The sequence below is a fragment of the Streptomyces sp. TRM68416 genome (assembly GCF_014596915.1).
In the GTDB taxonomy this organism is placed as follows: Bacteria; Actinomycetota; Actinomycetes; order Streptomycetales; family Streptomycetaceae; genus Streptomyces.
This window is the reverse complement of sequence record NZ_JACVWU010000026.1, coordinates 50,338-74,644: the sequence shown is the minus strand read 5'-3', so window position 1 is coordinate 74,644 and position 24,307 is coordinate 50,338. Positions and strand designations below refer to the sequence as shown.

General features: G+C 71.0%; 22 protein-coding genes and 1 tRNA gene. 14 read left to right on the top strand and 9 right to left on the bottom strand.

What is annotated here, in order from left to right; genetic code table 11:
- Nucleotides 1-143: 143 nt before the first annotated feature.
- Together ICC28_RS32890 and ICC28_RS32885 are read left to right on the top strand one after the other, a co-directional pair.
- Nucleotides 144-2,003 carry a tetratricopeptide repeat protein gene (locus ICC28_RS32890; RefSeq protein WP_188292442.1) on the top strand — a complete coding sequence of 620 codons (1,860 nt, stop codon included), beginning with the start codon at nucleotides 144-146 and terminating at the stop codon, nucleotides 2,001-2,003.
- A gap of 379 nt (nucleotides 2,004-2,382) precedes the next feature.
- A tRNA-Met gene (locus ICC28_RS32885) sits at nucleotides 2,383-2,456 on the top strand.
- 129 nt (nucleotides 2,457-2,585) lie between these two features.
- Here the strand turns inward: ICC28_RS32885 and ICC28_RS32880 are convergent.
- Nucleotides 2,586-3,002 carry a Fur family transcriptional regulator gene (locus tag ICC28_RS32880; protein WP_188292441.1) on the bottom strand — a complete coding sequence of 139 codons (417 nt, stop codon included), beginning with the start codon at nucleotides 3,000-3,002 and terminating at the stop codon, nucleotides 2,586-2,588.
- Nucleotides 3,003-3,145: 143 nt separating this feature from the next.
- Here ICC28_RS32880 and ICC28_RS32875 point away from each other — a divergent pair, with 143 nt between their 5' ends.
- Nucleotides 3,146-4,597: a catalase gene (locus ICC28_RS32875; RefSeq protein WP_188292440.1), complete on the top strand. Its 1,452-nt coding sequence runs from the start codon at nucleotides 3,146-3,148 to the stop codon at nucleotides 4,595-4,597.
- Between the two features lie 106 nt (nucleotides 4,598-4,703).
- On the opposite strand, the gene ICC28_RS32870 is transcribed toward ICC28_RS32875, so the two are convergent.
- A complete protein-coding gene (locus ICC28_RS32870; RefSeq protein WP_188292439.1) occupies nucleotides 4,704-5,096 on the bottom strand; it encodes a cyclic nucleotide-binding/CBS domain-containing protein in 393 nt (130 codons plus the stop codon).
- A gap of 150 nt (nucleotides 5,097-5,246) precedes the next feature.
- A complete protein-coding gene (gene hisN, locus ICC28_RS32865) occupies nucleotides 5,247-6,047 on the bottom strand; it encodes a histidinol-phosphatase (protein ID WP_188292438.1) in 801 nt (266 codons plus the stop codon).
- A 362-nt stretch (nucleotides 6,048-6,409) separates the two neighbouring features.
- Here hisN and ICC28_RS32860 point away from each other — a divergent pair, with 362 nt between their 5' ends.
- Complete coding sequence (locus ICC28_RS32860; RefSeq protein WP_188292437.1) at nucleotides 6,410-7,018, top strand: TetR/AcrR family transcriptional regulator; 609 nt, start codon at nucleotides 6,410-6,412, stop codon at nucleotides 7,016-7,018.
- Nucleotides 7,019-7,115: 97 nt separating this feature from the next.
- Here the strand turns inward: ICC28_RS32860 and ICC28_RS32855 are convergent, their stop codons facing one another.
- From ICC28_RS32855 to ICC28_RS32840, 4 genes are all read right to left on the bottom strand, one after another.
- A complete protein-coding gene (locus tag ICC28_RS32855; protein WP_188292436.1) occupies nucleotides 7,116-7,439 on the bottom strand; it encodes a DMT family transporter in 324 nt (107 codons plus the stop codon).
- A 121-nt stretch (nucleotides 7,440-7,560) separates the two neighbouring features.
- A complete protein-coding gene (gene rsgA / locus ICC28_RS32850; RefSeq protein WP_188292435.1) occupies nucleotides 7,561-8,571 on the bottom strand; it encodes a ribosome small subunit-dependent GTPase A in 1,011 nt (336 codons plus the stop codon).
- Between the two features lie 12 nt (nucleotides 8,572-8,583).
- Entirely contained in the window at nucleotides 8,584-9,900 is a 1,317-nt protein-coding gene (gene aroA, locus ICC28_RS32845) for a 3-phosphoshikimate 1-carboxyvinyltransferase (RefSeq protein WP_188292434.1), read from the bottom strand.
- Between the two features lie 121 nt (nucleotides 9,901-10,021).
- Nucleotides 10,022-10,735 carry a M50 family metallopeptidase gene (locus tag ICC28_RS32840; RefSeq protein WP_188292433.1) on the bottom strand — a complete coding sequence of 238 codons (714 nt, stop codon included), beginning with the start codon at nucleotides 10,733-10,735 and terminating at the stop codon, nucleotides 10,022-10,024.
- Between the two features lie 50 nt (nucleotides 10,736-10,785).
- Between ICC28_RS32840 and ICC28_RS32835 the strand changes: the two genes are divergently transcribed.
- From ICC28_RS32835 to ICC28_RS32790, 10 genes are all read left to right on the top strand, one after another.
- Complete coding sequence (locus tag ICC28_RS32835; RefSeq protein WP_188292432.1) at nucleotides 10,786-11,601, top strand: SOS response-associated peptidase; 816 nt, start codon at nucleotides 10,786-10,788, stop codon at nucleotides 11,599-11,601.
- A gap of 1 nt (nucleotide 11,602) precedes the next feature.
- Nucleotides 11,603-12,241, top strand: coding sequence for an alpha/beta family hydrolase (locus ICC28_RS32830; RefSeq protein WP_188292431.1), 639 nt, complete (start codon nucleotides 11,603-11,605; stop codon nucleotides 12,239-12,241).
- A 77-nt stretch (nucleotides 12,242-12,318) separates the two neighbouring features.
- The gene (locus ICC28_RS32825; protein ID WP_223190143.1) at nucleotides 12,319-13,167 is read left to right on the top strand and encodes a sigma-70 family RNA polymerase sigma factor; all 849 of its coding nucleotides are present in this window, start codon (nucleotides 12,319-12,321) and stop codon (nucleotides 13,165-13,167) included.
- Nucleotides 13,164-13,466: a mycothiol system anti-sigma-R factor gene (gene rsrA, locus ICC28_RS32820; RefSeq protein ID WP_188292429.1), complete on the top strand. Its 303-nt coding sequence runs from the start codon at nucleotides 13,164-13,166 to the stop codon at nucleotides 13,464-13,466. Before ICC28_RS32825 ends, rsrA begins: the two co-directional genes overlap by 4 nt.
- Before the next feature lie 111 nt (nucleotides 13,467-13,577).
- Nucleotides 13,578-14,861 carry an HD-GYP domain-containing protein gene (locus ICC28_RS32815; RefSeq protein WP_188292428.1) on the top strand — a complete coding sequence of 428 codons (1,284 nt, stop codon included), beginning with the start codon at nucleotides 13,578-13,580 and terminating at the stop codon, nucleotides 14,859-14,861.
- Nucleotides 14,858-16,099, top strand: coding sequence for an HD-GYP domain-containing protein (locus tag ICC28_RS32810; RefSeq protein WP_188292427.1), 1,242 nt, complete (start codon nucleotides 14,858-14,860; stop codon nucleotides 16,097-16,099). Before ICC28_RS32815 ends, ICC28_RS32810 begins: the two co-directional genes overlap by 4 nt.
- Before the next feature lie 117 nt (nucleotides 16,100-16,216).
- On the top strand, nucleotides 16,217-17,197 hold the full coding sequence (locus ICC28_RS32805) for a tetratricopeptide repeat protein (RefSeq protein ID WP_188292426.1): 981 nt from the start codon (nucleotides 16,217-16,219) through the stop codon (nucleotides 17,195-17,197).
- A gap of 125 nt (nucleotides 17,198-17,322) precedes the next feature.
- A complete protein-coding gene (gene def, locus ICC28_RS32800) occupies nucleotides 17,323-17,973 on the top strand; it encodes a peptide deformylase (RefSeq protein WP_188292425.1) in 651 nt (216 codons plus the stop codon).
- 291 nt (nucleotides 17,974-18,264) lie between these two features.
- Nucleotides 18,265-19,350: an epi-isozizaene synthase gene (gene cyc1, locus ICC28_RS32795; protein WP_188292480.1), complete on the top strand. Its 1,086-nt coding sequence runs from the start codon at nucleotides 18,265-18,267 to the stop codon at nucleotides 19,348-19,350.
- Nucleotides 19,347-20,723: a cytochrome P450 gene (locus tag ICC28_RS32790; protein ID WP_188292424.1), complete on the top strand. Its 1,377-nt coding sequence runs from the start codon at nucleotides 19,347-19,349 to the stop codon at nucleotides 20,721-20,723. Before cyc1 ends, ICC28_RS32790 begins: the two co-directional genes overlap by 4 nt.
- A gap of 106 nt (nucleotides 20,724-20,829) precedes the next feature.
- Here ICC28_RS32790 and ICC28_RS32785 read toward each other — a convergent pair whose 3' ends face one another.
- Nucleotides 20,830-21,843: a ribonucleotide-diphosphate reductase subunit beta gene (locus tag ICC28_RS32785; protein WP_188292423.1), complete on the bottom strand. Its 1,014-nt coding sequence runs from the start codon at nucleotides 21,841-21,843 to the stop codon at nucleotides 20,830-20,832.
- Complete coding sequence (locus ICC28_RS32780) at nucleotides 21,843-24,197, bottom strand: ribonucleoside-diphosphate reductase subunit alpha (protein ID WP_188292422.1); 2,355 nt, start codon at nucleotides 24,195-24,197, stop codon at nucleotides 21,843-21,845. Before ICC28_RS32780 ends, ICC28_RS32785 begins: the two co-directional genes overlap by 1 nt.
- Between the last annotated feature and the right edge of the window lie 110 nt (nucleotides 24,198-24,307).

The following is a 24,307-nucleotide window of genomic DNA, read 5'->3' as shown; positions in this document are numbered from 1 at the left end:
CGCGGGCTGGGATGGCCGTGCTGCTGTGGGGAGTTGGGGGAACTGTGTTTGACTTGTCTCTCTGTGGGCATGTCGACAAAACGCTGAAGTGACCTCAATGGCTGCGGTATACCAGGTGTACCCGGGTTGCGGGTGGTGCGACGATGGACGTTATGGGGGACAAGGCAACTCTGTTGGAGACAGGGCGTTTTGTGCAGCCTGCCGACCGGGACGAAGCCGGTGAGGCCGCCGAGGAGCTGCGTCTGCGGCTCGCCGCCGACGCGGGCGATGCCGAAGCGATGAGTGTCCTCGGTGCCATGCTGCTGCGCCGCGGTGATCTCGACGGAGCCGAGCCCCAGTTGCGCGCCGCGACCGCCGCCGGGGACCGTGCCGCCGCCAACAATCTGGGAGTTCTCCTCCACCAGCGCGGGTACGCCGACGAGGCCGCCGGCTGGTGGCGCATCGCCGCGGTCGCCGGATCGGCCGCGGCCGCCCATGCGTTGGGCCGTCATCACCGTGAGCGCGGGGACGAGCCGGCCGCCGAGTACTGGCTGCGCCAGTCCGCCGAGCAGGGGCACACGCTGGGCGCCTACGCGCTCGCCGATCTGCTGGAGCACCGGGGCGACCCCGGGTCCCGGCGGTGGATGCGGGTCGCGGCCGAGCGCGGGCACCGGGAGGCGGCGTACCGGCTGGCGAGAGCGCTGGACCGGCGGGCCGGGGGGGAAGGCGACGGTGACAACGGTGTCGGAGGCGCCGGAGCGGACGGCTCCGGTACGCACCCGTCGGGCGAGAACCCGGTTCCTGCGAATTCCGCCGACGACGCCGAGGCCGAGCAGTGGTACCGGCAGGCCGCCGCGCGCGGGCATCGCAGGGCCGCGCTGCACCTCGGCGCCATTCTGGAGCGGCGCGGTGAGCTCAAGGAGGCCGGACGCTGGTATCTGACGTCCGCCAAGGACGGTGAGGCGCGGGCCGCCTGCGCGCTGGGGTTCCTGCTGCGGGACGCCGGGGACACGGAGAGCGCCGCCGTGTGGTGGCTGCGGGCCGCGCAGGACGGGGACGGCAACGCGGCCAACGCGCTGGGCGCGCTGCACGCCGAGCGCGGGCAGACGCAGACCGCCGAGCGGTGGTACCGGGCCGCGATGGACGCGGGCGATGTCAACGGGGCGTACAACCTCGGGCTGCTCTGCGCCGAGCAGGGGCGGACCGCGCAGGCCGAGCAGTGGTACCGGCGGGCCGCGTACGCGGGGCACCGGGAGGCGGCCAACGCGCTGGCGATCCTGCTGCTGCAGGGCGGGGACACCGCCGGGGCGGAGCCGTGGTTCTCCAAGGCGGCCGAGGCGGGGAGTGTCGACGCCGCGTTCAACCTGGGGATCCTGTTCGCGGGGCGGGGCGAGGACGGCATCGCCCTGCGCTGGTACCAGCGGGCCGCGGCCGCCGGGCATACGGAGGCGGCGCTTCAGGTCGGCATCGCGTTGCTGCGCGACGGGGACGAGGCCGGCGCGGAGCGGCATCTGCGGTGCGCGGCGGGGGGTGGCAGCGCGGAGGGGGCGTACCGGCTGGCGACCGTGCTGGACGCGCGGCGGCCGCCGGAGCCCGCGCACGAGCTCGGGGAGATCGTGCACGAGAAGAGCGAGTGCGAGGAGTGGTACGAGCGGGCGGCCTCGCAGGGGCATCGGCGGGCGCAGGTGCGGGTCGGGATGCTGGCGGCGGCTCGGGGGGATGTCGTCGAGGCGGCTCGGTGGTACCGGTCGGCGGCCGAGGCCGGGTCGCGCAACGGTGCCTTCAATCTGGGGCTGCTGTTGGCTCGGGAGGGGAGTGAGCCGGAGGCGGCGGTGTGGTGGGAGCGGGCCGCTGATGCGGGGCATGGGCGGGCGGCGTTGCGGTTGGCCCTGGTCTACGCGCGTCGTGGGGAGCTGGCGGAGGGGCAGCGGTGGGCTGATCGGGCGGTGGCGTTGGGGCCGGGGGAGGTTGCGGAGCGGGCGGCTCGGTTGCGGGACGCGTTGCGGGAGGAGTTGTCGGCGTAACGCTCCGCCGGGGGTGGTGGTGGCCGGCCTTGTGCTGTGGTTGGCGTCTTGGGTTTTCGCCCCCGCCGCCCCTACCCGTCCCGTCCCCGGGGGCTGCCGCCCCCGGACCCCCGCGTCGGCCCTGAACGGGCCTTGTCCTCAAACGCCGGACGGGCTGGATTTGTCCGTGGTCGCTCGTCCTCAAGTGCCGGGCTGGATTTGTCCGTGGTCGCTCGTCCTCAAGTGCCGGGCTGGATTTGTCCGTGGTCGCTCGTCCTCAAGTGCCGGGCCGGATTCGTTCGTGGACGCTCGTCCTCAAGCGCCGGACAGGCTGGATGTGTGGCGCTCGCGAAGCGATTTGCTTCTCTCTGGCTTCTTGACGTAACGTTGCATTCATCGACGCGGGGTGGAGCAGCTCGGTAGCTCGCTGGGCTCATAACCCAGAGGTCGCAGGTTCAAATCCTGTCCCCGCTACTGAAGGCCGAGGGCCGGAATCCGAAACAGGGTTCCGGCCCTCGGTGTGTTCGTGGCCGGTGTGCTCCTGGCCGAACGGAAAGCCCCGGCGCCGCTGAGCGGTGCCGGGGCTTTCGGGTGGGTGTTCGTTTACGCCGTCGCGCAGGTCGGGCAGATGCCGCGGTACGTCACCTCGACGTCGGAGACGGTGAAGCCGAAGCGCTCCGAGGAGGGGAGGTCGGCGAGCGGGTTGCCGGTGGGGTGGACGTCCCGGATGGCACCGCACTGGGCGCAGACCAGGTGGTGGTGCGGCCGGTGGGCGTTCGGGTCGTACCGCTTGGCGCGCTTGTCGGTGGCGACCTCGAGCACCTCGCCGAGCGAGACCAGCTCGCCCAGCGTGTTGTAGACGGTGGCCCGGGAGATCTCGGGCAGCTTGGCGACGGCCCGCGCATGGACCTCGTCGGCCGTCAGATGGACGTGTTCGCCGTCGAGGACCTCGGCCACGACGCGCCGCTGCGCGGTCATCCGCCATCCACGTCCGCGCAGCCGTTCCAGAAGGTCACTCATGCGCTACAGCCTAACAGCAAGGGGACCAGGTCCCGAATGGGTGTGACTTTGGATCCTTATTTGACTTAGACATTGTCCATTGTAGGATCGAGACCGGCATTAGCCAAGGGACAGGAACAGCAATGACGGGCGCAGGAGGCGACGTGACCCACGGGCCGCTCACTACGGAAGCCGGTGCACCGGTGGCCGACAACCAGAACAGCGAGACCGCGGGCGCCGGTGGCCCCGTACTCGTTCAGGACCAGCTCCTCCTGGAGAAGCTGGCCCACTTCAACCGCGAGCGCATCCCGGAGCGGGTGGTGCACGCCCGTGGCGCGGGCGCCTACGGCACCTTCACGGTGACCGCCGACGTGACCCCGTACACGAGGGCCGCCTTCCTCTCCGAGGTCGGCAAGCAGACCGAGGTCTTCCTGCGGTTCTCGACCGTGGCCGGCAACCTCGGTGCGGCGGACGCCGTGCGCGACCCGCGCGGCTGGGCGCTGAAGTTCTACACCGAGGAGGGCAACTACGACCTCGTCGGCAACAACACCCCGGTGTTCTTCATCAAGGACGCCATCAAGTTCCCGGACTTCATCCACACCCAGAAGCGCGACCCGTACACGGGCTCGACCGAGGCGGACAACGTCTGGGACTTCTGGAGCCTGAGCCCGGAGAGCACCCACCAGGTCACCTGGCTGTTCGGCGACCGCGGCATCCCGGCCTCGTACCGCCACATGAACGGCTACGGCTCGCACACCTTCCAGTGGAACAACGAGGCCGGCGAGGTCTTCTGGGTCAAGTATCACTTCAAGACCGACCAGGGCATCAAGAACCTCACGCAGGCGGAGGCCGACGCGCTCGCGGGCCGGGACCCCGACTCGCACCAGCGTGACCTGCGCACCGCCATCGAGCGCGGCGAGTTCCCGACCTGGACCGTGCAGGTGCAGATCATGCCGGAGGCGGACGCGGCGACGTACCGCTTCAACCCGTTCGACCTCACCAAGGTGTGGCCGCACGAGGACTACCCGCCGATCGAGATCGGCAAGCTGGAGCTCAACCGCAACCCGCGGAACATCTTCGCCGAGGTCGAGCAGTCGATCTTCAGCCCCGCGCACTTCGTGCCGGGCATCGGACCGTCCCCGGACAAGATGCTCCAGGGCCGCCTCTTCGCCTACGGCGACGCCCACCGCTACCGCGTCGGCATCAACGCCGACCACCTGCCGGTGAACCGTCCGCACGCCACCGAGGCGCGCACCAACTCCCGGGACGGCTTCCTCTACGACGGCCGCCACGGCGGTGCGAAGAACTACGAGCCGAACAGCTTCGGCGGGCCGCAGCAGACGGGCCGTGCGCTCTGGCAGGCCACCTCCGTCAGCGGGGCCACCGGCAACCACCCGGCCCCGGTGCACGCCGAGGACGACGACTTCGTGCAGGCGGGCAACCTGTACCGGCTGATGTCGGAGGACGAGAAGGAGCGGCTGATCGCCAATCTGGCGGGCTTCATCGCCAAGGTCTCGCGCGACGACATCGTCGAGCGGGCGATCGAGAACTTCCGTCAGGCCGACGGAGACTACGGCAAGCGGCTGGAGGCCGCGGTCCAGGCCCTGCGCGGCTGAACGACACACCAGCACTGGATCGCTTGACGTAGGCAGTGGGCGGGCCGGATCCCCTGGCGGGGGTCCGGCCCGTTCCGTTGGGGTGATGAGGGGCGGTCGGGTGCGGTCAGGCGGGGGCGTGCTGCCGGACCGGGGCCCAGCAGCGGATGATGTCGCGGACCGAGACGATGCCGACCGGCTCGTCGTGGTCCAGGACGACGAGATGGCGGAAGCCGCCGTGCGCCATGGCCTGGGCCGCCTCCTCCAGGGTCCAGGCCGGGGCGGCGAAGACGACGTCGGTGGTGGTGTGGTCGTGGACGCGTTCCGTGTCCGGGCTCTGGCCCAGGCCCACGGAGTTCAGTACGTCGCGTTCGGTGAGGATGCCGATACCGCCGGCGTCGGGGTCGAGGACGATGGCCGCGCCGACGCGGCGCGCGGACATCAGGGCGGAGGCCTGGCGAAGGGTGTGGGCGGGTCCGATGGTGAGGACCACCGTGCTCATGGCATCGCGGACGAGCATGGGTTCCGGGTCACCTCCTGGGGAATCGCCGAGCTAGTTCGACGATTCACAAGTTCACAAATGAGGGTCCTCTCAGAGTCGCAGGCAAAGCGAGGGTCAACAAGGGGGCGCGTGCGGACGAGTGAGGGCGCACGCGCTCATTTGTGAGGTTCAGTAGCGCTGGTTCAGGTAGCCCAGGAGCTCGTCGTGCAGCGGGCCGTTCGAGGCGGCGGCGTTGCCGCTGTGCGGGCCGGGGCGGCCGTCGAGGCCGGTGAAGGTGCCTCCGGCCTCCGTGACGACGATCGCGGTCGCGGCCATGTCCCACAGGGACAGCTCCGGCTCCGCGCAGATGTCGACCGAACCCTCGGCGACCATCATGTACGGCCAGAAATCGCCGTACGCGCGCGTGCGCCAGACCTCGCGGGTGAGGTCCAGGAAGCCGTTCAGCCGGCCCTGCTCCTCCCAGCCGGAGAGGGAGGAGTACGCGAAGGAGGCGTCGGCGAGCTTGGTGACGCCCGAGACGTGCAGGCGGGTGGCCGAGGCCAGGCTGCGGCCGGTGAAGGCGCCGTGGCCCTTCGCGGCCCACCAGCGGCGGCCGAGGGCGGGGGCGGAGACGACGCCGACGACGGGCTGGAAGCCGCCCTCGCCGGCCTCCGTCAGGGCGATGAGGGTGGCCCAGACGGGGACGCCGCGCACGTAGTTCTTGGTGCCGTCGATGGGGTCGACGATCCAGCGGCGGGGGCCGGTGCCCTCGACGCCGTACTCCTCGCCGAGGATCGCGTCCCGGGGGCGGGCGCGCTGGAGCTGGCCGCGGATGAGTTCCTCCGCGGCCTTGTCCGCTTCGCTCACCGGGGTCATGTCCGGCTTCGTCTCGACCTTGAGGTCGAGGGCCTTGAAACGGGCCATGGTGGCCGCGTCGGCGGCGTCCGCGAGGACGTGGGCGAGGCGGAGGTCGTCGAGGTAGTCCGGCATGTGACGAACGGTATCTGCCGGTGGTTCTACGGGGCCAGCGGGGCCGCAGTGTGGACGGGGTGGGGCGCTGTGGCTGGCGCGGGGGTGGGCCGCGCAGCCCGGCGCCATCGGGGTGCCGCCCTTCCTCGGCAGCGGGCGCCGCCCCGGCGGCACGACGGCCCGCAGCCTGGACGGCGTGAGCCGGCACCGCGCGAGGCGCGCACGACGGCCCGCAGGGTGGGCGGGGGGCTCGGGCGGTAGGTGTTCGTGGTTGCGGCGGGCGCGTTGCTTCTCACCACCCCCTGTGCGGCTCCGCACCCCTTGACAGTGCTTTCGGGTGCGTCAAATCTGGGCGCAGAGCCGCTCGCCCCTGGGAGGCGAAGATGCCTGCAGCGCGGGAATCGCTACTGGACGCCGCTTACACGGCCCTCGCGCGCCGGCCGTGGTCGGCGGTGCGGATGGTGGACGTGGCCGCGGCGGCCGGGGTCTCCCGGCAGACGCTGTACAACGAGTTCGGCAGCAAGGAGGGGCTCGCCCGGGCGCTCGTGAGAAGGGAGGCCGACGGCTACCTCACGGGCGTGGAACGGGCGTTGGCCACCCAGTCCGACGCGCGTGACCGGCTCACCGCCACCGCGGAGTGGACCGTCGGCGCCGCCCGGGACAACGCGCTCGTCCGGGCCATGCTCACCGGCTGCTGGAGCGAGCGGCTGCCCTCGCCGACGCTGTCGGCGGTGCCGTCCTCCTCCGCCGTACCGGCGCAGCGCCGGGCCGACGGCCCGCTGCCCTCGCCGGGCGACTTCGTGGCCATCGTCCGCGACCGCGCCGTGGCCGTGCTCTCGGGGCCCGGCGCGAACAAGGCGGACAGCGCGGAACTGGCCCGCTCCTGCGAGCTGGTCGTCCGCCTGGCCCTGTCCTGCGTGGCCGCGCCGCCCGGCGAGGGCGGGGTGGCCGATCTCGTACGGGGCGTGCTGCACCGGCAGCCGGCGTCCTGAAGCGTCCTCGGCGCTGCGCCGCCGCCGCGGCCGGTCGCGCAGTTCCCCGCGCCCCTTCAGGGCGCTGCCGAACCGCCGTTGACCGCACCCGGCCCGCTCAGTGCGCCGACCCCGACAGCTGGAGGCCGATCACGCCGACGATGACCAGACTGATCGAGACGATCTTCAGCGTCGAGACGAGGTCGCCGAGGAAGACCATGCCGTAGATCGCGGTGCCCGCCGCGCCGATGCCCGTCCACACCGCGTACGCCGGGCCCACGTCGAGCTTTCTCAGCGCCAGGGTCAGCAGGCCGAAGCTGCCCAGGGCGAAGACGGCGAACGCGATGGTGGGCCAGAGTCTGGTGAACCCGTGTGACAGTTTCAGACAGACGGCGAACCCGGTTTCGAGCAGACCCGCCACGATGACCAGCAGCCACGCCATGTGCTGTCCTCCCGTATCCCCACGTACTTGTGACCGCTTCGTCAGGCTTTGGTCAAGGTCGGTTCCGGCTCGGTGCGATTATGCCCTTACCGGACTCGCGCCGGGACAAACAACGCGGAGGTCAGTCGCCTTCCCTGCGCTCCCTCGTGGCCAGCAGCCTGCGTAGCGAGTACAGCCGCGCCGGATCGGCGTGACCCTCGGCCACCCACGCGTCCAGCGCGCAGTCCGGCTCGTCATGACTGCACGCGCGGGGGCAGCCCTCGGTGCCCGGTTCCAGGTCCGGGAACGCGTGGATCACCCGGGACGGGTCGATGTGCGCCAGGCCGAAGGAACGCACGCCCGGGGTGTCGACGACCCAGCCCTCGGAGCCGTCCAGCGGCAGCGCCAGCGCCGACGTCGTCGTATGGCGGCCGCGGCCGGTCACCGCGTTCACATGGCCCGTCAGCCGCCGACGCTCCTGCGGCACCAGCGCGTTCACCAGCGTCGTCTTGCCCACGCCGGAGTGGCCCACGAACGCCGTCACCCTGTCGTCCAGGTGCTCCCGTACGCGGTCGGCGGCGTCGCCGTTCTCCAGCTCCTGGCGGCTGGTCACGACGTACGGGATGTCCAGGTCGCCGTAGAGCTCCAGGAGCTTGTCGGGCGGGGCCAGGTCCGACTTCGTCATCACCAGCAGCGGGGTGAGGCCGCCGTCGTACGCCGCCACCAGGCAGCGGTCGATCAGGCGCGGGCGCGGCTCGGGGTCGGCGAGCGCGGTGACGATGGCGAGCTGGTCGGCGTTGGCCACGACCACCCGCTCGAAGGGGTCGTCGTCGTCGGCCGTGCGGCGCAGCACCGAACTGCGCTCCTCGATGCGGACGATGCGGGCGAGGGTGTCCTTCTTGCCGGTCAGGTCGCCGACGATGGCCACCCGGTCGCCGACCACCGCCGCCTTGCGGCCCAGCTCGCGGGCCTTCATCGCCATCACCACCCGGTCCTCGACCAGGCAGGTCAGCCGGCCCCGGTCCACGGTGAGGACCATGCCCTCGGCCGCGTCCTCGTGCTTGGGGCGGATGTTCGTACGCGGCCGGTTGCCCTTGCGGTTGGGGCGGCTGCGGATGTCGTCCTCGTCGGTGTGCTTGCCGTAGCGGCGCATGATCCTCGGCCCCTACGCCCCGAGCATCCCGGCCCACAGTTCGGGGAAGTCCGGCAGGGTCTTCGCCGTCGTCGCCACGTTCTCGATCCGCACGCCCTCGACCGCCAGTCCGATGATCGCGCCGGCGGTGGCCATGCGGTGGTCCTCGTAGGTGTGGAAGATCCCGCCGTGCAGCGGGCGCGGGCGGATGTGCAGCCCGTCGGCGGTCTCGGTGACGTCGCCGCCGAGCTCGTTGATCTCCTTGGTGAGCGCGGCCAGCCGGTCCGTCTCGTGCAGCCGCAGATGGGCCACGCCCCGCAGGGTGGAGGGGGAGTCGGCGAGGGCGGCGACCGCCGCGATGCCGGGGGTCAGTTCGCCCACGTCGCCGAGGTCCACATCGATGCCGTGAATACGACCCGATCCGGTGAACTCCAGCCCGTAGTCGGTCAGTTCGCAGGAACCGCCCATTTCGGTGAAGATCTCGCGCAGCCGGTCGCCGGGCTGCGTGGTGCGCGCCGGCCAGTCGGGGACGGTCACCTTGCCGCCGGTGACCAGGGCGGCCGCCAGGAACGGCTGGGCGTTGGACAGGTCCGGCTCGACGGTCAGGTCACGGCCGAGCAGCGCGCCCGGCGTGACCCGCCAGACGTTCGGCTCGCCGCCCGACTCGGGGGTGTCCACCTGCGCGCCGACCGAGCGCAGCATGTCCACGGTCATGCGGATGTGCGGCAGGGAGGGCAGCGCGGAGCCGGTGTGGCGGACCTCGACGCCCTGGTTGAAGCGCGGCCCGGAGAGCAGCAGGGCGGAGACGAACTGGGACGACGACGAGGCGTCGATCTCCACCGGGCCGCCGTCCAGGGCGCCGCCGCCGTGCACGGTCAGCGGCAGCGCGCCGCGGCCGTCGTCGTCGATCCGGGCACCGAGCACCCGCAGGGCGTCGATCACGCCGTTCAGGGGGCGCTCGTAGGACCTCGGGTCGCCGTCGAAGCGGATCTCGCCGTCGGCGAGAGCGGCCACGGGGGGCAGGAAGCGCATCACGGTGCCCGCGTTGCCCACGTCGACGGTGGCGGGACCGCGCAGGCCCGTGGGGAGGACACGCCAGGCCTCGCCGGTGCCGTCGGGGCCGACCCCCTCCTCGATCTCGACGCCCATCGCGCGCAGCGCACCGGCCATCAGCAGGGTGTCGCGGGAGCGGAGCGGGCGGCGCAGCCAGCCGGGCTCGCTGGCCAGGGCCGCGAGCACCAGCGCGCGATTGGTGACCGACTTCGACCCCGGGACGTGGACCGTCGCGTCGACGGCTCCGCTCGCGTAGGGGGCGGGCCAGAGGGCGGTGTCTGAGGGGTTCAAAGCCATGAGCCCACTCTAGTGCGGTGCCGCGGTTCGGGTGCGGCGGCGTTGTGGCTGGTCGAGCCGTCCCTCGCACCGCCTCTCGCACCCCTGGTCGAGCCGTTCCCGGCGCCCCCGGGCGGGCCGGTCAGACGGACAGCAGCCAGCGGCCGCCGCCTATCAACGAGCACAGGCTCACCGCGTGGAACAGGAACAGCCACAGCCCCGCCGGCACATGCGTCAGACGGGACAGCTGGTCCGCGTCGGAGTCCCCCGCCCCGCCCCGCGCCCGCTTCGCCTGCAACTCGAAAGCGGGACGCACACCGCCCAGCAGCAGGAACCACACCACCGCGTACGCGAACGCCGCCTGCACCTGCGGCCCCGCCAGCCAGGACACCACCACGAACGTGCCGCCGGTCAGCACCACCGTCAGCGCGCCGTACGCGTTGCGGATCATCACCAGCATCGCCAGCAGCAGTGCCGTCGCCAGCCACAGCAGCAGCGTGATGCGCCCCGCGCCCAGCAGGGCGGCGCCGCCGAGGCCCAGCAGCGGGGGAGCGGTGTAGCCGGCGGCGGCCGTGAGGATCATGCCCAGGCCGTGCGGCTTGCCGCGGCTGACCGTGAGGCCGCTGGTGTCCGAGTGCAGTCGGATGCCGGTGAGCTGACGCCCGGTGAGCAGCGCGACCAGGCCGTGCCCGCCTTCGTGGGCGATGGTGATCGTGTTGCGGGAGAGGCGCCACAGGCCCTGCGGGACGACCACCGCGAGCGCGGCGACGAGCGTCGCGATCACCACCCACAGATCCGGGTCGGTCTGGGTGCCGACGAGTTCGTCCCACAGAGAGGTCGCGGTGCTGCTGTCCATGTTCCCGGGGTGCTCCCTCTCTTCATACGGAGTCTGGCAGTGTGGCACGTATGTGCGGACGGTATGCATCGAGTCGTAGGCCGGAGGATCTCGCGGGAATCTTCGAGATCGAGAAATGGGATCCCGAGGAGACCCTGGCCCCCGACTACAACGTGGCCCCGACCAAAGAGGTTTACGCGGTACTGGACCGTCCTCTGAAGGACGCCGAGGAGCCGCGCCCGGTTCGCCAGCTGCGCAAGCTGAAGTGGGGCCTGGTCCCGTCCTGGTCCAAGACGCCCGAGGGCGGCGCCCGGATGATCAACGCGCGCGCGGAGACGGTCCACGAGAAGCCGTCCTACCGCCGCGCCTTCGCCTCCCGGCGCTGCATCATCCCCGCCGACGGCTACTACGAGTGGGTCACCGGCAAGCAGGAGCGGGACCTGGAGGTCGAGGGGAGGAAGAAGCGGCCGCGCAAGCAGCCGTACTTCGTGCTGCCCGCCGACGGCTCGGTCTTCGCGATGGCCGGGCTCTACGAGTTCTGGCGGGACCGCACCCTGCCCGACGACCACCCGCAGGCCTGGTGGGTGACCTGCTCCGTCATCACCACCGAGGCGGAGACGACCCCGCTGGCGGTCGCACCGGCCGACGGGCCGCACACGCTCGCCGAGATCCACCCCCGGATGCCCCTCATGCTCACCCCCGACCGCTGGGACTCCTGGCTGGACCCCTCCCGCACCGACGCCGAGGACCTGCGCTCCCTGCTGGAGCCGCCCCCGCCCGGCCTGATGCGCGCCTACCCGGTGTCCACGGCCGTCAGCAACGTCCGCAACAACGGGCCGGAGCTGCTGAAGGAGCTGGAGGGGCCCGAAGAGGGCACACTCTTCTGACGTGACCCAAGAGATCACCGAGATCATCAGCACCGACGCGGGCGACGCCCGCGTCACCTGGCACCGCGCGAAGAAGCCGCGCCTCGTCCTCGCCGTCAGCCATGGCGCCGGCGGCGGCATCGACGCCCGCGACCTCCAGGCCCTCGCCCACGTCCTGCCCGGGCACGGCGTGAGCGTCGCCCTCGTCGAGCAGCCCTGGCGGGTGGCCGGCAAGAAGGTGGCGTCCGCGCCGAAGACCCTGGACGTGGGCTGGCGGGGCATCTGGCCCGCGGTGGCGAAGCCGGGCCTGCCGGTGATCTCCGGCGGGCGCAGCGCGGGCGCCCGGGTCGCCTGCCGTACGGCCGTGGAGCTGGGCGCCGCCGCCGTCGTAGCCCTCAGTTTCCCGCTCCACCCGCCGGGCAGGCCGGAGAAGTCCCGCGCCGAGGAGCTGCTCGGCTCCGGGGTGCCCACGCTGGTCGTGCAGGGCGGCAACGACCCCTTCGGAAAGCCCGAGGAATTCCCGGACGGGGAGTACGAACTGGTCGAGGTGCCCTGCGGCGATCATGGCTTCGCCGTGCCGAAGCGGGCCGACCTCACCCAGGAGGAGGCCGTGGGGATCGTCACGGACGCGGTCGTGAAGTGGACCGGGTCACTCGGGTAAAGACCCGGGAATGTTGCGCAGCGGCCCCCTGTTGAGGCGGACAGAAGCGCACACGTCTCAGAGAGGAAGTCCGCCGCATGGGTTCGACTTACTGCCCGAGCCGCAGCAGCCGCACTGACCTGGACTGGACGGTGCTGCACGCGGCCAAGACCGCGCCTATTCGAGGGGCGGCGCAGACGGGTAGTCGTCTATCCTCCGAATCTGGTGGCATCGGTTTCGGTGCTGCCCGGAATCTTGAGGAGGTGGGTCCGGTTCCCGGTACCGACGCAGGGACCGAACACGGCCAGGCGGAGCAGCCCGAGGGCCGGGGCACGAGCACGGAGACCACCGCGGAGCGCAGCGCGCGCTTCGAGCGGGACGCGCTCGAATTCCTCGACCAGATGTATTCGGCCGCGCTGCGCATGACGCGCAACCCGGCCGACGCCGAGGACCTCGTGCAGGAGACGTATGCCAAGGCGTACGCGTCCTTCCACCAGTTCCGTGAGGGCACCAACCTCAAGGCCTGGCTGTACCGGATCCTCACCAACACGTTCATCAACTCGTACCGCAAGAAGCAGCGCGAACCCCAGCGCAGCGCGGCCGAGGAGATCGAGGACTGGCAGCTGGCGCGCGCCGAGTCGCACATGTCGACCGGTCTGCGCTCCGCCGAGTCGCAGGCGCTCGACCACCTGCCGGACTCGGACGTGAAGGAAGCACTCCAGGCGATCCCCGAGGAATTCCGCATCGCCGTCTATCTCGCGGACGTAGAGGGCTTTGCGTACAAGGAGATCGCGGACATCATGGGGACACCCATCGGTACGGTGATGTCCCGGCTGCACCGGGGACGCCGTCAACTGCGCGGCATGCTGGAGGACTACGCCCGTGAGCGCGGGCTGGTCCCGGCGGGCGCCGGGGAGTCGAACGAAGCGAAAGGCTCGGGCTCATGAGCTGCGGAGAGCCGCACGAGACGGACTGCAGTGAGGTCCTGGACCATCTCTACGAGTTCCTCGACAGTGAGATGCCGGACGTCGACCGCGACAAGTTCAAGCAGCACTTCCAGGAGTGCTCGCCGTGCCTGGAGAAGTACGGGCTCGAAGAGGCCGTCAAGAAGCTCGTGAAGCGCTGCTGCGGTCACGACGACGTACCGTCCGACCTGCGCTCCAAGGTCCTGGGGCGGCTCGATCTGATCCGCTCCGGGCAGGCCGTCCCCGAGCACGACATCACCGCGACGCCGCAGGAATCCTGAACAGGCTGTCGTCACTCGAACGTGCTAATCGGCGGGTGATAGGCCCGCACACTCCCCCCTGGCCCCTCTAGGCTCCCGACGCTGGACGGGTGTGGCCAGGGGAGGGACGTCATGGAGGGGATTCCCGCGCGGGCGCGTGCGTACGTCGCCTGCGTCGCCCTCGGTGCCCTGCTCTGCCTGCTTCCGCTGCCGTCCGTGCGCACACCGTGGTGGGCCCTCGTCCTCCTCGCCGTGCTGTACGCGGGCTGCGAGCGGCTCGCACGACGGCGGTTCGCCGGCACCTTCCACCCCGTCCTGCTCGCCGGGGCCTTCCTGCTGCCGCCGCCCGCCGCCGCGCTCGTACCGCTGCCCGCGGCACTGCTCTCCCCGGGCGCGCCGACCCGGCGGATCTGGCGGGCCGCGCAGCTCTCGCTCGCCGTCTGGGCGGCCGCCCGCGTGCACTGGGCGCTCGGCGGCCGGGACGCCGTCGTCGCCTCCGACTTCCCCTACGTCCTCCTGCCGGCCGGTGGTGCGGTGGTGGCGTTCTGCCTGGCGTTGACCCTGCTCGACGGCGGCATCCTCACGCTGGCCGAACAGGTGCCGGCCCGCCGGGCCTGGCGGGGGCTGTTCCTGCGCTCCCTGGCGCCGATCTCGGTGCACGGGCTGGCCGGACTGATGATGGCCGTGCTCTGGCGCAGCCCCTACGGGCCCGTCGCCGCGCTGCTCGTGCTGCTGCCGATGTGCGTCTCCTGGTGGGCGTTCGCGCAGTACCACCGGGAGCGGGCGGCCCATCAGGCGACGATCCGGGCGCTCGTCCAGGCCGTCGACATCAAGGACGGCTACACCCGCGGACACAGCGAACGGGTCGGACAGGCCTCGATGATGATCGCGCGCGAACTGGGCATGGACGACGGCCGCGTGGAGGTGCTCCGGTTCGCCGGGATCCTGCACGACGTGGGCAAGCTCGGCGTGCCCACCCGGCTGCTGCGCAAGGACGGGCCGCTGACCCCCGAGGAGCGGCGGATCATCGAACTGCACCCCGAGTACGGGCACGAGATGGTCCGCGGCATCTCCTTCCTCGGCGAGGCCCGGACCGCCGTACTGCACCACCACGAGCGGCTGGACGGCAGCGGATACCCGTACGGGCTCGTCGGCAGCCAGATCCCCGAGCCCGCCCGGGTGGTGGCCGTGGCGGACGCGTTCGACGCGATGACGTCCACCCGGTCCTACCGCAGGGCCCGGCCGGTGGCCGCGGCGCTGGAGGAGCTGCGGCGGTGCGCCGGGTCGCAGTTCGACCCACGGATGGTCGAAGCCCTGGTCAGCGCGCTGGGACAGCACGGTTGGCACCCCGCCGTCACCGCCGACGAAGCCCACCCGCCGCGCCCCCGCGCGGCGGTACCCGAGGCACAGCGGTGACGCCCTCCCGGTGGATCCGCGCCCTCGTCCACGGCTCGGCCGCCCTCCTCGCCGCCGCCGCCCTCCCGCACACCCTCTGGCAGGGCCTGGAGGAGCGGCCCGTCGCCCTGGCCTTCGGCGTGCTGATCACCATCGGCGAGCTGACCCGGGGAACCGGCGCCCACGTCCGCGAGGCCGCACCGCTCGCCGCCGCCGGGGCCCTGTCGTACGCCCTGCTCGGGGAGAACGCGGGAGACCCCACGTACCACGGCGTCCTCCAGGTCGTCACCGTCGTGCTCCTCGCCTCCCTCCTCGGCGCCGTGCCGCACATCGCGCGCGGCCGCGGCGCCGCGCCCGACCACCTGGCCCGGCGGATCCTCACCGTCGCCTTCGCCGCCGCCTGCTTCCAACCCCTGTACAACCGGGGCCTGTTCGACGGGTGGATCGGCCCCGCCTACGCGCTGCTGCTGCTCGCGCTGCTCTCCCTCACCGCCCTGTGCGACGCCGTCCTGGCCGCCGCGCTCGCGCACTCCCGGACCGGATGGCCGTTCGGTCCGCTGCTCCGGGACGAGCTGCGGGCCCTGCTCGGCATCGGCTCGGCCGTCTGCGCGACCGGCGCGGTCATGGCGCTCGCGGTGGCCGTCGTGGGGCTGTGGGCGCTGCCCGTGTTCTGCCTGCCCCTGCTGCTCGCCCAGCTCTCCTTCCGCCGGTACGCCGCCGTCCGCGCCACCTACCGGCAGACCATCGCCTCACTCGCCCGGGCCACCGAGGTCGCCGGGTACACCCCGGCCGGGCACGCCCGGCGGGTCGCCGCGCTCAGCGTGGCCGTCGGACGGGACCTGGGGCTGTCCGAGGCCGAACTCACCGTCCTGGAGTACGCGGCCCTGATGCACGACATCGGCCAGCTGAGCCTCGTCGACCCCGTCCCCGCCGGGGCCACCGCCGACCTGCCCGCCGCCGAACAGCGCAGGATCGCCCTGCTCGGCGGTGCCGTGGTACGCAGCACCGGTGTCGACGGCTCGGTCGCCGTGGTCGTGGAGCGCCAGGCCGACCCCTGCCCGGAGCAGCCGGTCGCCGCGCGGATCGTACGAGCCGTCAACGCCTACGAGGAGAAGGCGCAGGGCGCCGGGCCCGGCGGGCCGCTGACGGCCCTGGAGGCGCTGCGGCTGGGCACGGCCGGGGACTACGCGCCCGAGGTCGTGGCGGCGCTGGCCAGGGTGCTGTCAAGAGACGGTCTGACCTTGGGGCCGGTGGGGTAACCCATGGGTAATGAGCGCCCCTCCAGCGGTACGTGGTTGGATGCGAAGGGAGAGGGTCTCCGAGAGGCTGTCCGGGGGCACAGCCGGCCCACTCGACGGAACTGGCAGGCGGGAATCGTGAGGATCTTCGGCAAGGGACGGCACCGGCCCTCCGCCTCCTGGCGGCAGGCCACCGACCGCGCGTTCACGTTGATCGGCGACGGTCGGTACGACGACGCGGGCGCGCTGCTGACACGCGCCGCCGACCTGGAACCCTGGCTGTCCGAGTCCTGGTTCAACCTCGCGCTGCTGCACAAGTTCCGGCACGACTGGGAGCAGGCCCGCGCGGCGGGGCTGAGGGCCGTGGCGCTGCTCGACCGGGAGACCGGGGCCCCCGACTGGTGGAACGTCGGCATCGCGGCCACCGCCCTGCAGGACTGGCCGCTCGCCCGCCGTGCCTGGCAGGCCTACGGGCTGCGGGTGCCGGGCGGGGCCGCCGACGCCGGTGAGCCCGTGGGCATGGAACTCGGCAGCGCCGCCGTACGGCTCTCCCCGGAGGGCGAGGCCGAGGTGGTGTGGGGGCGCAGGCTGGACCCCGCCCGGATGGAGGTGCTGTCGATTCCGCTGCCGTCCTCCGGGCGGCGCTGGGGCGAGGTCGTCCTGCACGACGGTGTGCCCCACGGGGAGCGCACCACCACCGCCGGGCACGCGTTCCCGGTGTTCGACGAGATCGAGCTCTGGGCGCCCTCGCCGGTGCCGACCTGGGTCGTCCTGCTGGAGGCGGCGACCGAGGCCGACCGGGACGCGCTGGAGCAGCTCGCGGCCGACGCCGGGTTCGCGGCGGAGGACTGGTCGTCGTCGGTGCGGCTGCTGTGCCGGACGTGCTCCGAGTCCCGGATGCCCTCCGACGAGGGCGACGGGGAGCACCTGGATCCGCACGACCACAGTGAGCCGGGGCATCCCGGGCCGCTGGGGCATCGGACGGACGGGCAGCTGTGGGTGCCGGAGCGGGAGTGCGGGGTGGCTGCGCCGGCTTCTCTGGTGCGGGGGTTGTTGGACGGGTGGGTCGCGGACAGCCCTGATTCCCGGGACTGGCGGGATTTGGAAGAGGTCTGCTGAGGGCGTTGTCCGGCTGCGGGCTCGTTGTGGCTGGTCGCGCAGTTCCCCGCGCCCCTTTGGGGCGCCCTCCCCCCTTACCCTGTATTCGCAGAATTCACTTGGTTTCAGGAAGGCATACGTCGGTCATGGCGCAGCAGGACACCGATCAGCAGCACGCGGGCGTGCTTCCCGTGGACGATGAGGGTTTCGTCATCGACACCGAGGAGACCGAGGAGCGCGAGAACGCCTGGCGTGAGCGCGGCACCTCGCGGCCGATCACGGTCGTCGGGAACCCGGTGCTGCACAAGGAGTGCAAGGACGTCACCGAGTTCGGCGCGGAGCTGGACCAGCTCGTCGCGGACATGTTCGCCTCGCAGCGCACCGCCGAGGGCGTGGGCCTGGCCGCCAACCAGATCGGCGTCGACCTGAAGGTCTTCGTCTACGACTGCCAGGACGACCAGGGCGAGCGGCACGTCGGTGTGGTCTGCAACCCCAAGCTCGTGGACCTGCCCGCCGAGCGGCGCCGGCTGGACGACAGCAACGAGGGATGCCTGTCCGTGCCCACCGCGTACGCGCCGCTGGCCCGGCCGGACTACGCCGAGGTGACCGGCCAGGACGAGAAGGGCAACCCGATCAAGGTGCGGGGCACCGGCTACTTCGCGCGGTGTTTGCAGCACGAGACCGATCATCTGTACGGCTACCTCTACATCGACCGGCTCTCCAAGCGGGAGCGCAAGGACGCCCTGCGCCAGATGGCCGAGAACGAACCCCGCTACCCCGTGGTCGCGAACGACTGAAGTCGACTCCGGCCCCACAAGTCCCCTTTCGCACGGCGCCTGTTCAGGGACCCCTCCCTGACCGGGCGCCGTTCGTCTGTGCGTCGTACGTTCGATCCCCTGTGCCCCTCTGGTGATCCGTAATCAGTCACACAAGGGGAGATTCTCGGCATCGTGGGGTAGTGAATGGAGCAAATCCGTTCCCAGATCGGTCAGTTGTAGTGCTGAATGGGAAGTGCGGGGATACGCAACGGCGCACGCCCGGCACAACGGGAGAGGTGTGCGCAACTGGCGGCTGAGAGGGGTTTGTTCGTGCACGCTTTCTCACACAGCACCACATCGACGCCGACGGCGGTCGCGGTCCCACCATCGCTCTCCCTCCCGGTGATCGAGGCAGCGTTTCCCAGGCAACTGCACCCGTATTGGCCCAGGCTTCAGGAGAAGACCCGTACCTGGCTCCTGGAAAAACGGCTCATGCCGGCGGACAAGGTGGCGGAATATGCCGATGGCTTGTGCTACACCGACCTCATGGCGGGGTACTACATTGGCGCCCCCGACGAGGTCCTCCAGGCGATAGCGGACTACAGCGCGTGGTTCTTCGTCTGGGACGACCGCCACGACCGTGACATCGTGCACCACCGCCCGGACGCCTGGCGGCGGCTGAGGTTCCGGCTGCACGCGGCGCTCGGCTCCCCCGAGGACCACCTGCACCACGAGGACCCGCTGGTCGCCGGTCTCGCCGACAGCGTGGGGCGGCTGTACTCGTTCCTGTCGCCGACCTGGAACGCGCGTTTCGCCCGGCACTTCCACACGGTGATCGAGGCGTACGACCGGGAATTCCACAACCGCACCAACGGGGTCGTCCCCACGGTCGAGGAATATCTCGCGCTGCGCCGGCTCACCTTCGCCCACTGGATCTGGACCGATCTGCTGGAGCCGAGCGCCGGACAAGAACTCCCGGACACGGTGAGAAAACATCCCGCATATCGGCGGGCTGCGCTGCTGAGCCAGGAATTCGCCGCCTGGTACAACGACCTCTGTTCGCTTCCCAAGGAACTCGCGGGCGACGAGGTACACAATCTCGGAATCAGCCTCATCAAACACGAGGGGCTGACTCTTGAAGAGGCGGTGACGGAAGTCAGGCGGCGCGTCGAGGAATGCATATCCGAATTCCTGGTGGCCGAGCGGGAGGCCTTGGCGCTTGCCGACGAACTCGCCGACGGCACACTGAAGGGCAAAGAACTGAGCGCCGCCGTGCGGGCTTGTGTCTGCAACATGCGGAACTGGTTCAGCACGGTCTACTGGTTCCACCACGAGTCCGGCCGGTACATGGTCGACAGCTGGGACGACCGGTCCACGCCCCCGTACGTCAACAACGAAGCGGCAGGTGAGAAATGACCGTCGAGTCTGTGAAGCCCGAAGCGCAGATATATGCGGATTCGGAGCTGCGCGAACCGGCCCTCGCGGGCGGCGGAGCCCCGCTCCTCGGCCACGGCTGGAAGCTGGTGCGCGACCCGCTGGCCTTCATGGCCCAGCTGCGCGAGCACGGCGACGTCGTCCGGCTCAAGCTCGGCCCCAAGACGGTGTACGCGGTCACCACCCCGGCCCTCACCGGAGCGATGGCGCTGAGCACCGACTTCAAGATCGACGGGCCGCTGTGGGAGTCCCTGGAGGGACTGCTCGGCAAGGAGGGCGTGGCCACGGCGAACGGCCCGCGCCACCGGCGTCAGCGGCGCACCATCCAGCCCGCGTTCCGGCTGGACGCCATCCCCGCGTACGGGCCGATCATGGAGGAGGAGGCGCACGCGCTGACCGTGCGCTGGCGGCCGGGGGAGACGATCGACTGCACCTCGGAGTCGTTCCGGGTGGCCGTGCGGATCGCGGCGCGGTGCCTGCTGCGCGGCGACTTCATGGACGAGCGGGCCGAGCGGCTGTGCGTCGCGCTCGCCACCGTCTTCCGCGGCATGTACCGACGGATGGTGATACCGGCCGGGCCGTTGTACAAGCTGCCCCTTCCGGCCAACCGCAAATTCAACCGGGCGCTGGCCGATTTGCATCTCCTCGTCGACGAGATCGTCGCCGAGCGACGGGCATCTGGTCAAAAGCCGGACGATTTGCTGACGGCATTGCTGGAGGCAAAGGACGAGAATGGCGAGCCCATCGGGGAACAGGAGATCCACGACCAGGTCGTCGCGATACTCACCCCCGGAAGCGAAACCGTGGCCTCCACGATCATGTGGCTGCTGCAGGTGCTCGCGGAACACCCGGAGCACGCCGACAAGGTGGCCGCCGAGGTCGAATCCGTCACCGGTGGCCGGCCCGTCGCATTCGAGGACGTCCGGAAGCTCAGGCACACCAACAATGTCGTCGTCGAGGCGATGCGATTGCGTCCCGCCGTATGGATTCTGACGCGGCGGGCGGTCACCGACACCCAGCTGGGCGGCTATCGCATTCCGGCCGGGGCGGACATCGTGTACAGCCCGTATGCGATCCAGCGCGACGCGCGTTCGTATGCGGCCCACCTTGAGTTCGATCCGGACCGTTGGCTGCCGGAGCGGGTCAAGGAGGTGCCGAAATACGCCATGAGCCCGTTCAGCGTCGGCAATCGCAAGTGCCCGAGCGACCACTTCTCGATGGCACAGCTCACGCTCATCACGGCGGCGGTGGCGGCCAAGTACCGCTTCGAGCAGGTGTCCGGGTCCAACGACACCACGCGGGTGGGCATCACGCTCCGTCCGCACAACCTGCTGCTGCGGCCCGTCCCGAGGTGACTCGGGCGGCCCGCGGCCCTCGTCCCGTACCGACGGGTGCCCTCCCCGGCACGACAGCGACCGCGAGGGTCATGCCGGCCGGGGAAGCCGTGCCGCTCAAGGTGACCTAGAAGTCCTCGTCCAGGTCGACGGTGCCCTCCACCGCGACCTGGTACGCCGACGGACGGCGCTCGAAGAAGTTGGTCAGCTCCTGGACGCCCTGGAGCTCCATGAAGGAGAAGGGGTTCTCCGAGCCGTACACCGGGGCGAAGCCGAGGCGGGTCAGCCGCTGGTCGGCGACGCACTCCAGGTACTGGCGCATCGAGTCGGTGTTCATGCCCGGGAGGCCGTCACCGCACAGGTCGCGCGCGAACTGCAGCTCGGCCTCCACGGCCTCCCGGAGCATGTCGGTGACCTGCTGCTGGAGCCGGTCGTCGAAGAGCTCCGGCTCCTCCTTGCGGACGGTGTCCACGACGTCGAACGCGAAGCTCATGTGCATCGTCTCGTCGCGGAACACCCAGTTGGTGCCGGTGGCCAGGCCGTGCAGCAGACCTCGGCTGCGGAACCAGTAGACGTAGGCGAAGGCGCCGTAGAAGAACAGGCCCTCGATGCAGGCGGCGAAGCAGATCAGGTTGAGCAGGAAGCGGCGGCGGTCGGCCTGGGTCTCCAGGCGGTCCAGCTTCTCGACCTCGTTGATCCACTTGAAGCAGAACTCGGCCTTCTCACGGATGGAGGGGATGTTCTCCACCGCGTCGAAGGCGGCGGCCCTGTCCTCCGGGTCGGGCAGATAGGTGTCCAGCAGCGTCAGGTAGAACTGGACGTGCACGGCCTCCTCGAACAGCTGGCGCGACAGATACAGGCGCGCCTCCGGGGAGTTGATGTGCTTGTACAGCGTCAGCACCAGGTTGTTCGCGACGATCGAGTCGCCCGTCGCGAAGAAGGCCACCAGACGGCCGATGAGGTGCTGCTCGGCCGGGCTGAGCTTGGCGAGGTCGGCGACGTCCGAGTGGAGGTCGACCTCCTCCACGGTCCAGGTGTTCTTGATGGCGTCCCGGTAGCGCTCGTAGAAGTCCGGGTAGCGCATGGGGCGGAGTGTCAGCTCGAAGCCCGGGTCGAGCAGGTTCTTGGCTTCGCTGGTCATTACTGGCAGGCCTCGCAGGACTCGGGGTTCTCAAGGGAGCAGGCGACCGCGTCGGGGTCGGCGGCCTGCTGGACGGGGACGGTCGCCTGGGCGGCGCGGGCGATGCGGGTCGCCGGGCGAGAGCGCAGGTAGTACGTCGTCTTCAGCCCGGACTTCCAGGCGTAGGCGTACATCGAGGAGAGCTTGCCGATGGTCGGCGTCTCCAGGAAGAGGTTGAGCGACTGGGCCTGGTCCAGGAACGGGGTGCGCGCCGCCGCCATGTCGATCAGACCGCGCTGCGGGATCTCCCACGCCGTGCGGTACAGGGCCCGCACGTCCGCCGGGATCCAGGCGAAGTCCTGCACCGAGCCGTTGGACTCGCGCAGCGCCTCACGGGTGCGCGCGTCCCACACGCCCAGCTCCTTCAGCTCCTGCACCAGGTAGGAGTTGACCTGGAGGAACTCGCCGGACAGCGTCTCGCGCTTGAACAGGTTGGACACCTGCGGCTCGATGCACTCGTACACGCCCGCGATCGAGGCGATCGTGGCGGTCGGCGCGATGGCGAGCAGCAGGGAGTTGCGCATACCGACGGCGGCGATACGTTCCCGCAGGGCCGCCCAGCGCTCGGGCCAGGTGAACTCGACGCCGTAGTGGTCGGGGTGCAGCACACCCCGGGCGGTACGGGTCTTCTCCCAGGCCGGCAGCGGGCCGTTGCGCTCGGCGAGGTCGGCGGAGGCCTCGTACGCGGCGAGCATGATGCGCTCGGCGATCCGCGTGGACAGGGCCTTGGCCTCGGGGGAGTCGAAGGGCAGGCGCAGCTTGAAGAAGACGTCCTGGAGGCCCATCGCGCCCAGGCCCACCGGGCGCCAGCGGGCGTTGGAGCGGCCCGCCTGCTCGGTCGGGTAGAAGTTGATGTCCACGACACGGTCGAGGAAGGTGACGGCCGTACGGACGGTGGCGTCCAGGCGCTCCCAGTCGAGGTCGCCCGCCGTCTGGTCGACGAACGCCCCCAGGTTCACCGACCCCAGGTTGCACACCGCCGTCTCCCCGTCGTCCGTGACCTCCAGGATCTCCGTGCAGAGGTTGGAGGAGTGGACCACGTGGCCCGGCTCGGCCGTCTGGTTGGCGGTGCGGTTGGCGGCGTCCTTGAAGGTCATCCAGCCGTTGCCGGTCTGCGCGAGGGTGCGCATCATCCGGCCGTAGAGGTCGCGGGCCGGGATGGTCTTCCTGGCGAGACCGTCGGCCTCGGCCTTCCGGTAGGCCGCGTCGAACTCCGCGCCCCACAGGTCGACCAGCTCGGGCACGTCGGCGGGGGAGAACAGGCTCCACTGCTCGTCCGCGTTGACCCGGCGCATGAACTCGTCCGGGATCCAGTGCGCGAGGTTCAGGTTGTGCGTACGGCGGGCGTCCTCGCCGGTGTTGTCGCGCAGCTCCAGGAACTCCTCGATGTCGGAGTGCCAGGTCTCCAGGTACACCGCGGCGGCACCCTTGCGCCGGCCGCCCTGGTTCACGGCGGCGACCGAGGCGTCGAGGGTCTTCAGGAACGGGACGATGCCGTTGGAGTGCCCGTTGGTGCCGCGGATCAGCGAACCGCGGCTGCGGATGCGGGAGTACGAAAGACCGATGCCGCCGGCGTGCTTGGAGAGGCGGGCCACCTGGTGGTAGCGGTCGTAGATGGAGTCCAGCTCGTCCAGCGGGGAGTCGAGGAGGTAGCAGGACGACATCTGGGGGTGCCGGGTGCCGGAGTTGAAGAGCGTGGGGGAGGAGGGGAGGTAGTCGAGGCGGCTCATGAGCCCGTAGAGCGCGGCGACTTCGTCGACGGACCGGGTGGTGTCGTCCTCCGCCAGGCCCGAGGCGACGCGCAGCATGAAGTGCTGGGGCGTCTCGACGACCTTCCGGGTGATCGGGTGCCGCAGGAGGTAGCGGCTGTGCAGGGTGCGCAGGCCGAAGTAGCCGAAGCGGTCGTCGCCGGCCGGGTCGATCAGCGCGTTCAGCCGGTCGCCGTGGACACGGACGAACTCGGCCGTACGGTCGGCGACGAGCCCTTCCCGGTGTCCGACCGCGACCGACTCGGTGAAGGACGTGACGCCCTGCGAGGCGGCCTCGGCGGCGATGGAGATCGTGAGGAGCCGGGCGGCCAGCCTGCTGTACGCGGGGTCCTCGGAGATGAGCCCGGCGGCCGTCTCGGTGGCCAGCTCGCGCAGCTCCGACACGTCGGCCCGGGCGGACCGGCCACGCAGCGCGGCGGCGGCGACCCGGCCGGGGTCGGCGTCGGGCAGGTCGGCGGTCAGCTCGGTCAGGGTCCGCAGCAGCGCGGCACCGGGACTGTCGGTCTCCACCAGGGCTGAAGCCGGATCGGCTGGCGCGATGGTCACGTGGGGGCTCTCCCTCGCTCGGCACGGGGGCCTTGCGGAGGGCAGGAGGCAGCTCACGAGCGCACACGGCGTCGCGTCCACCGGCCCATTCCACGAGACCCGGACGTCAG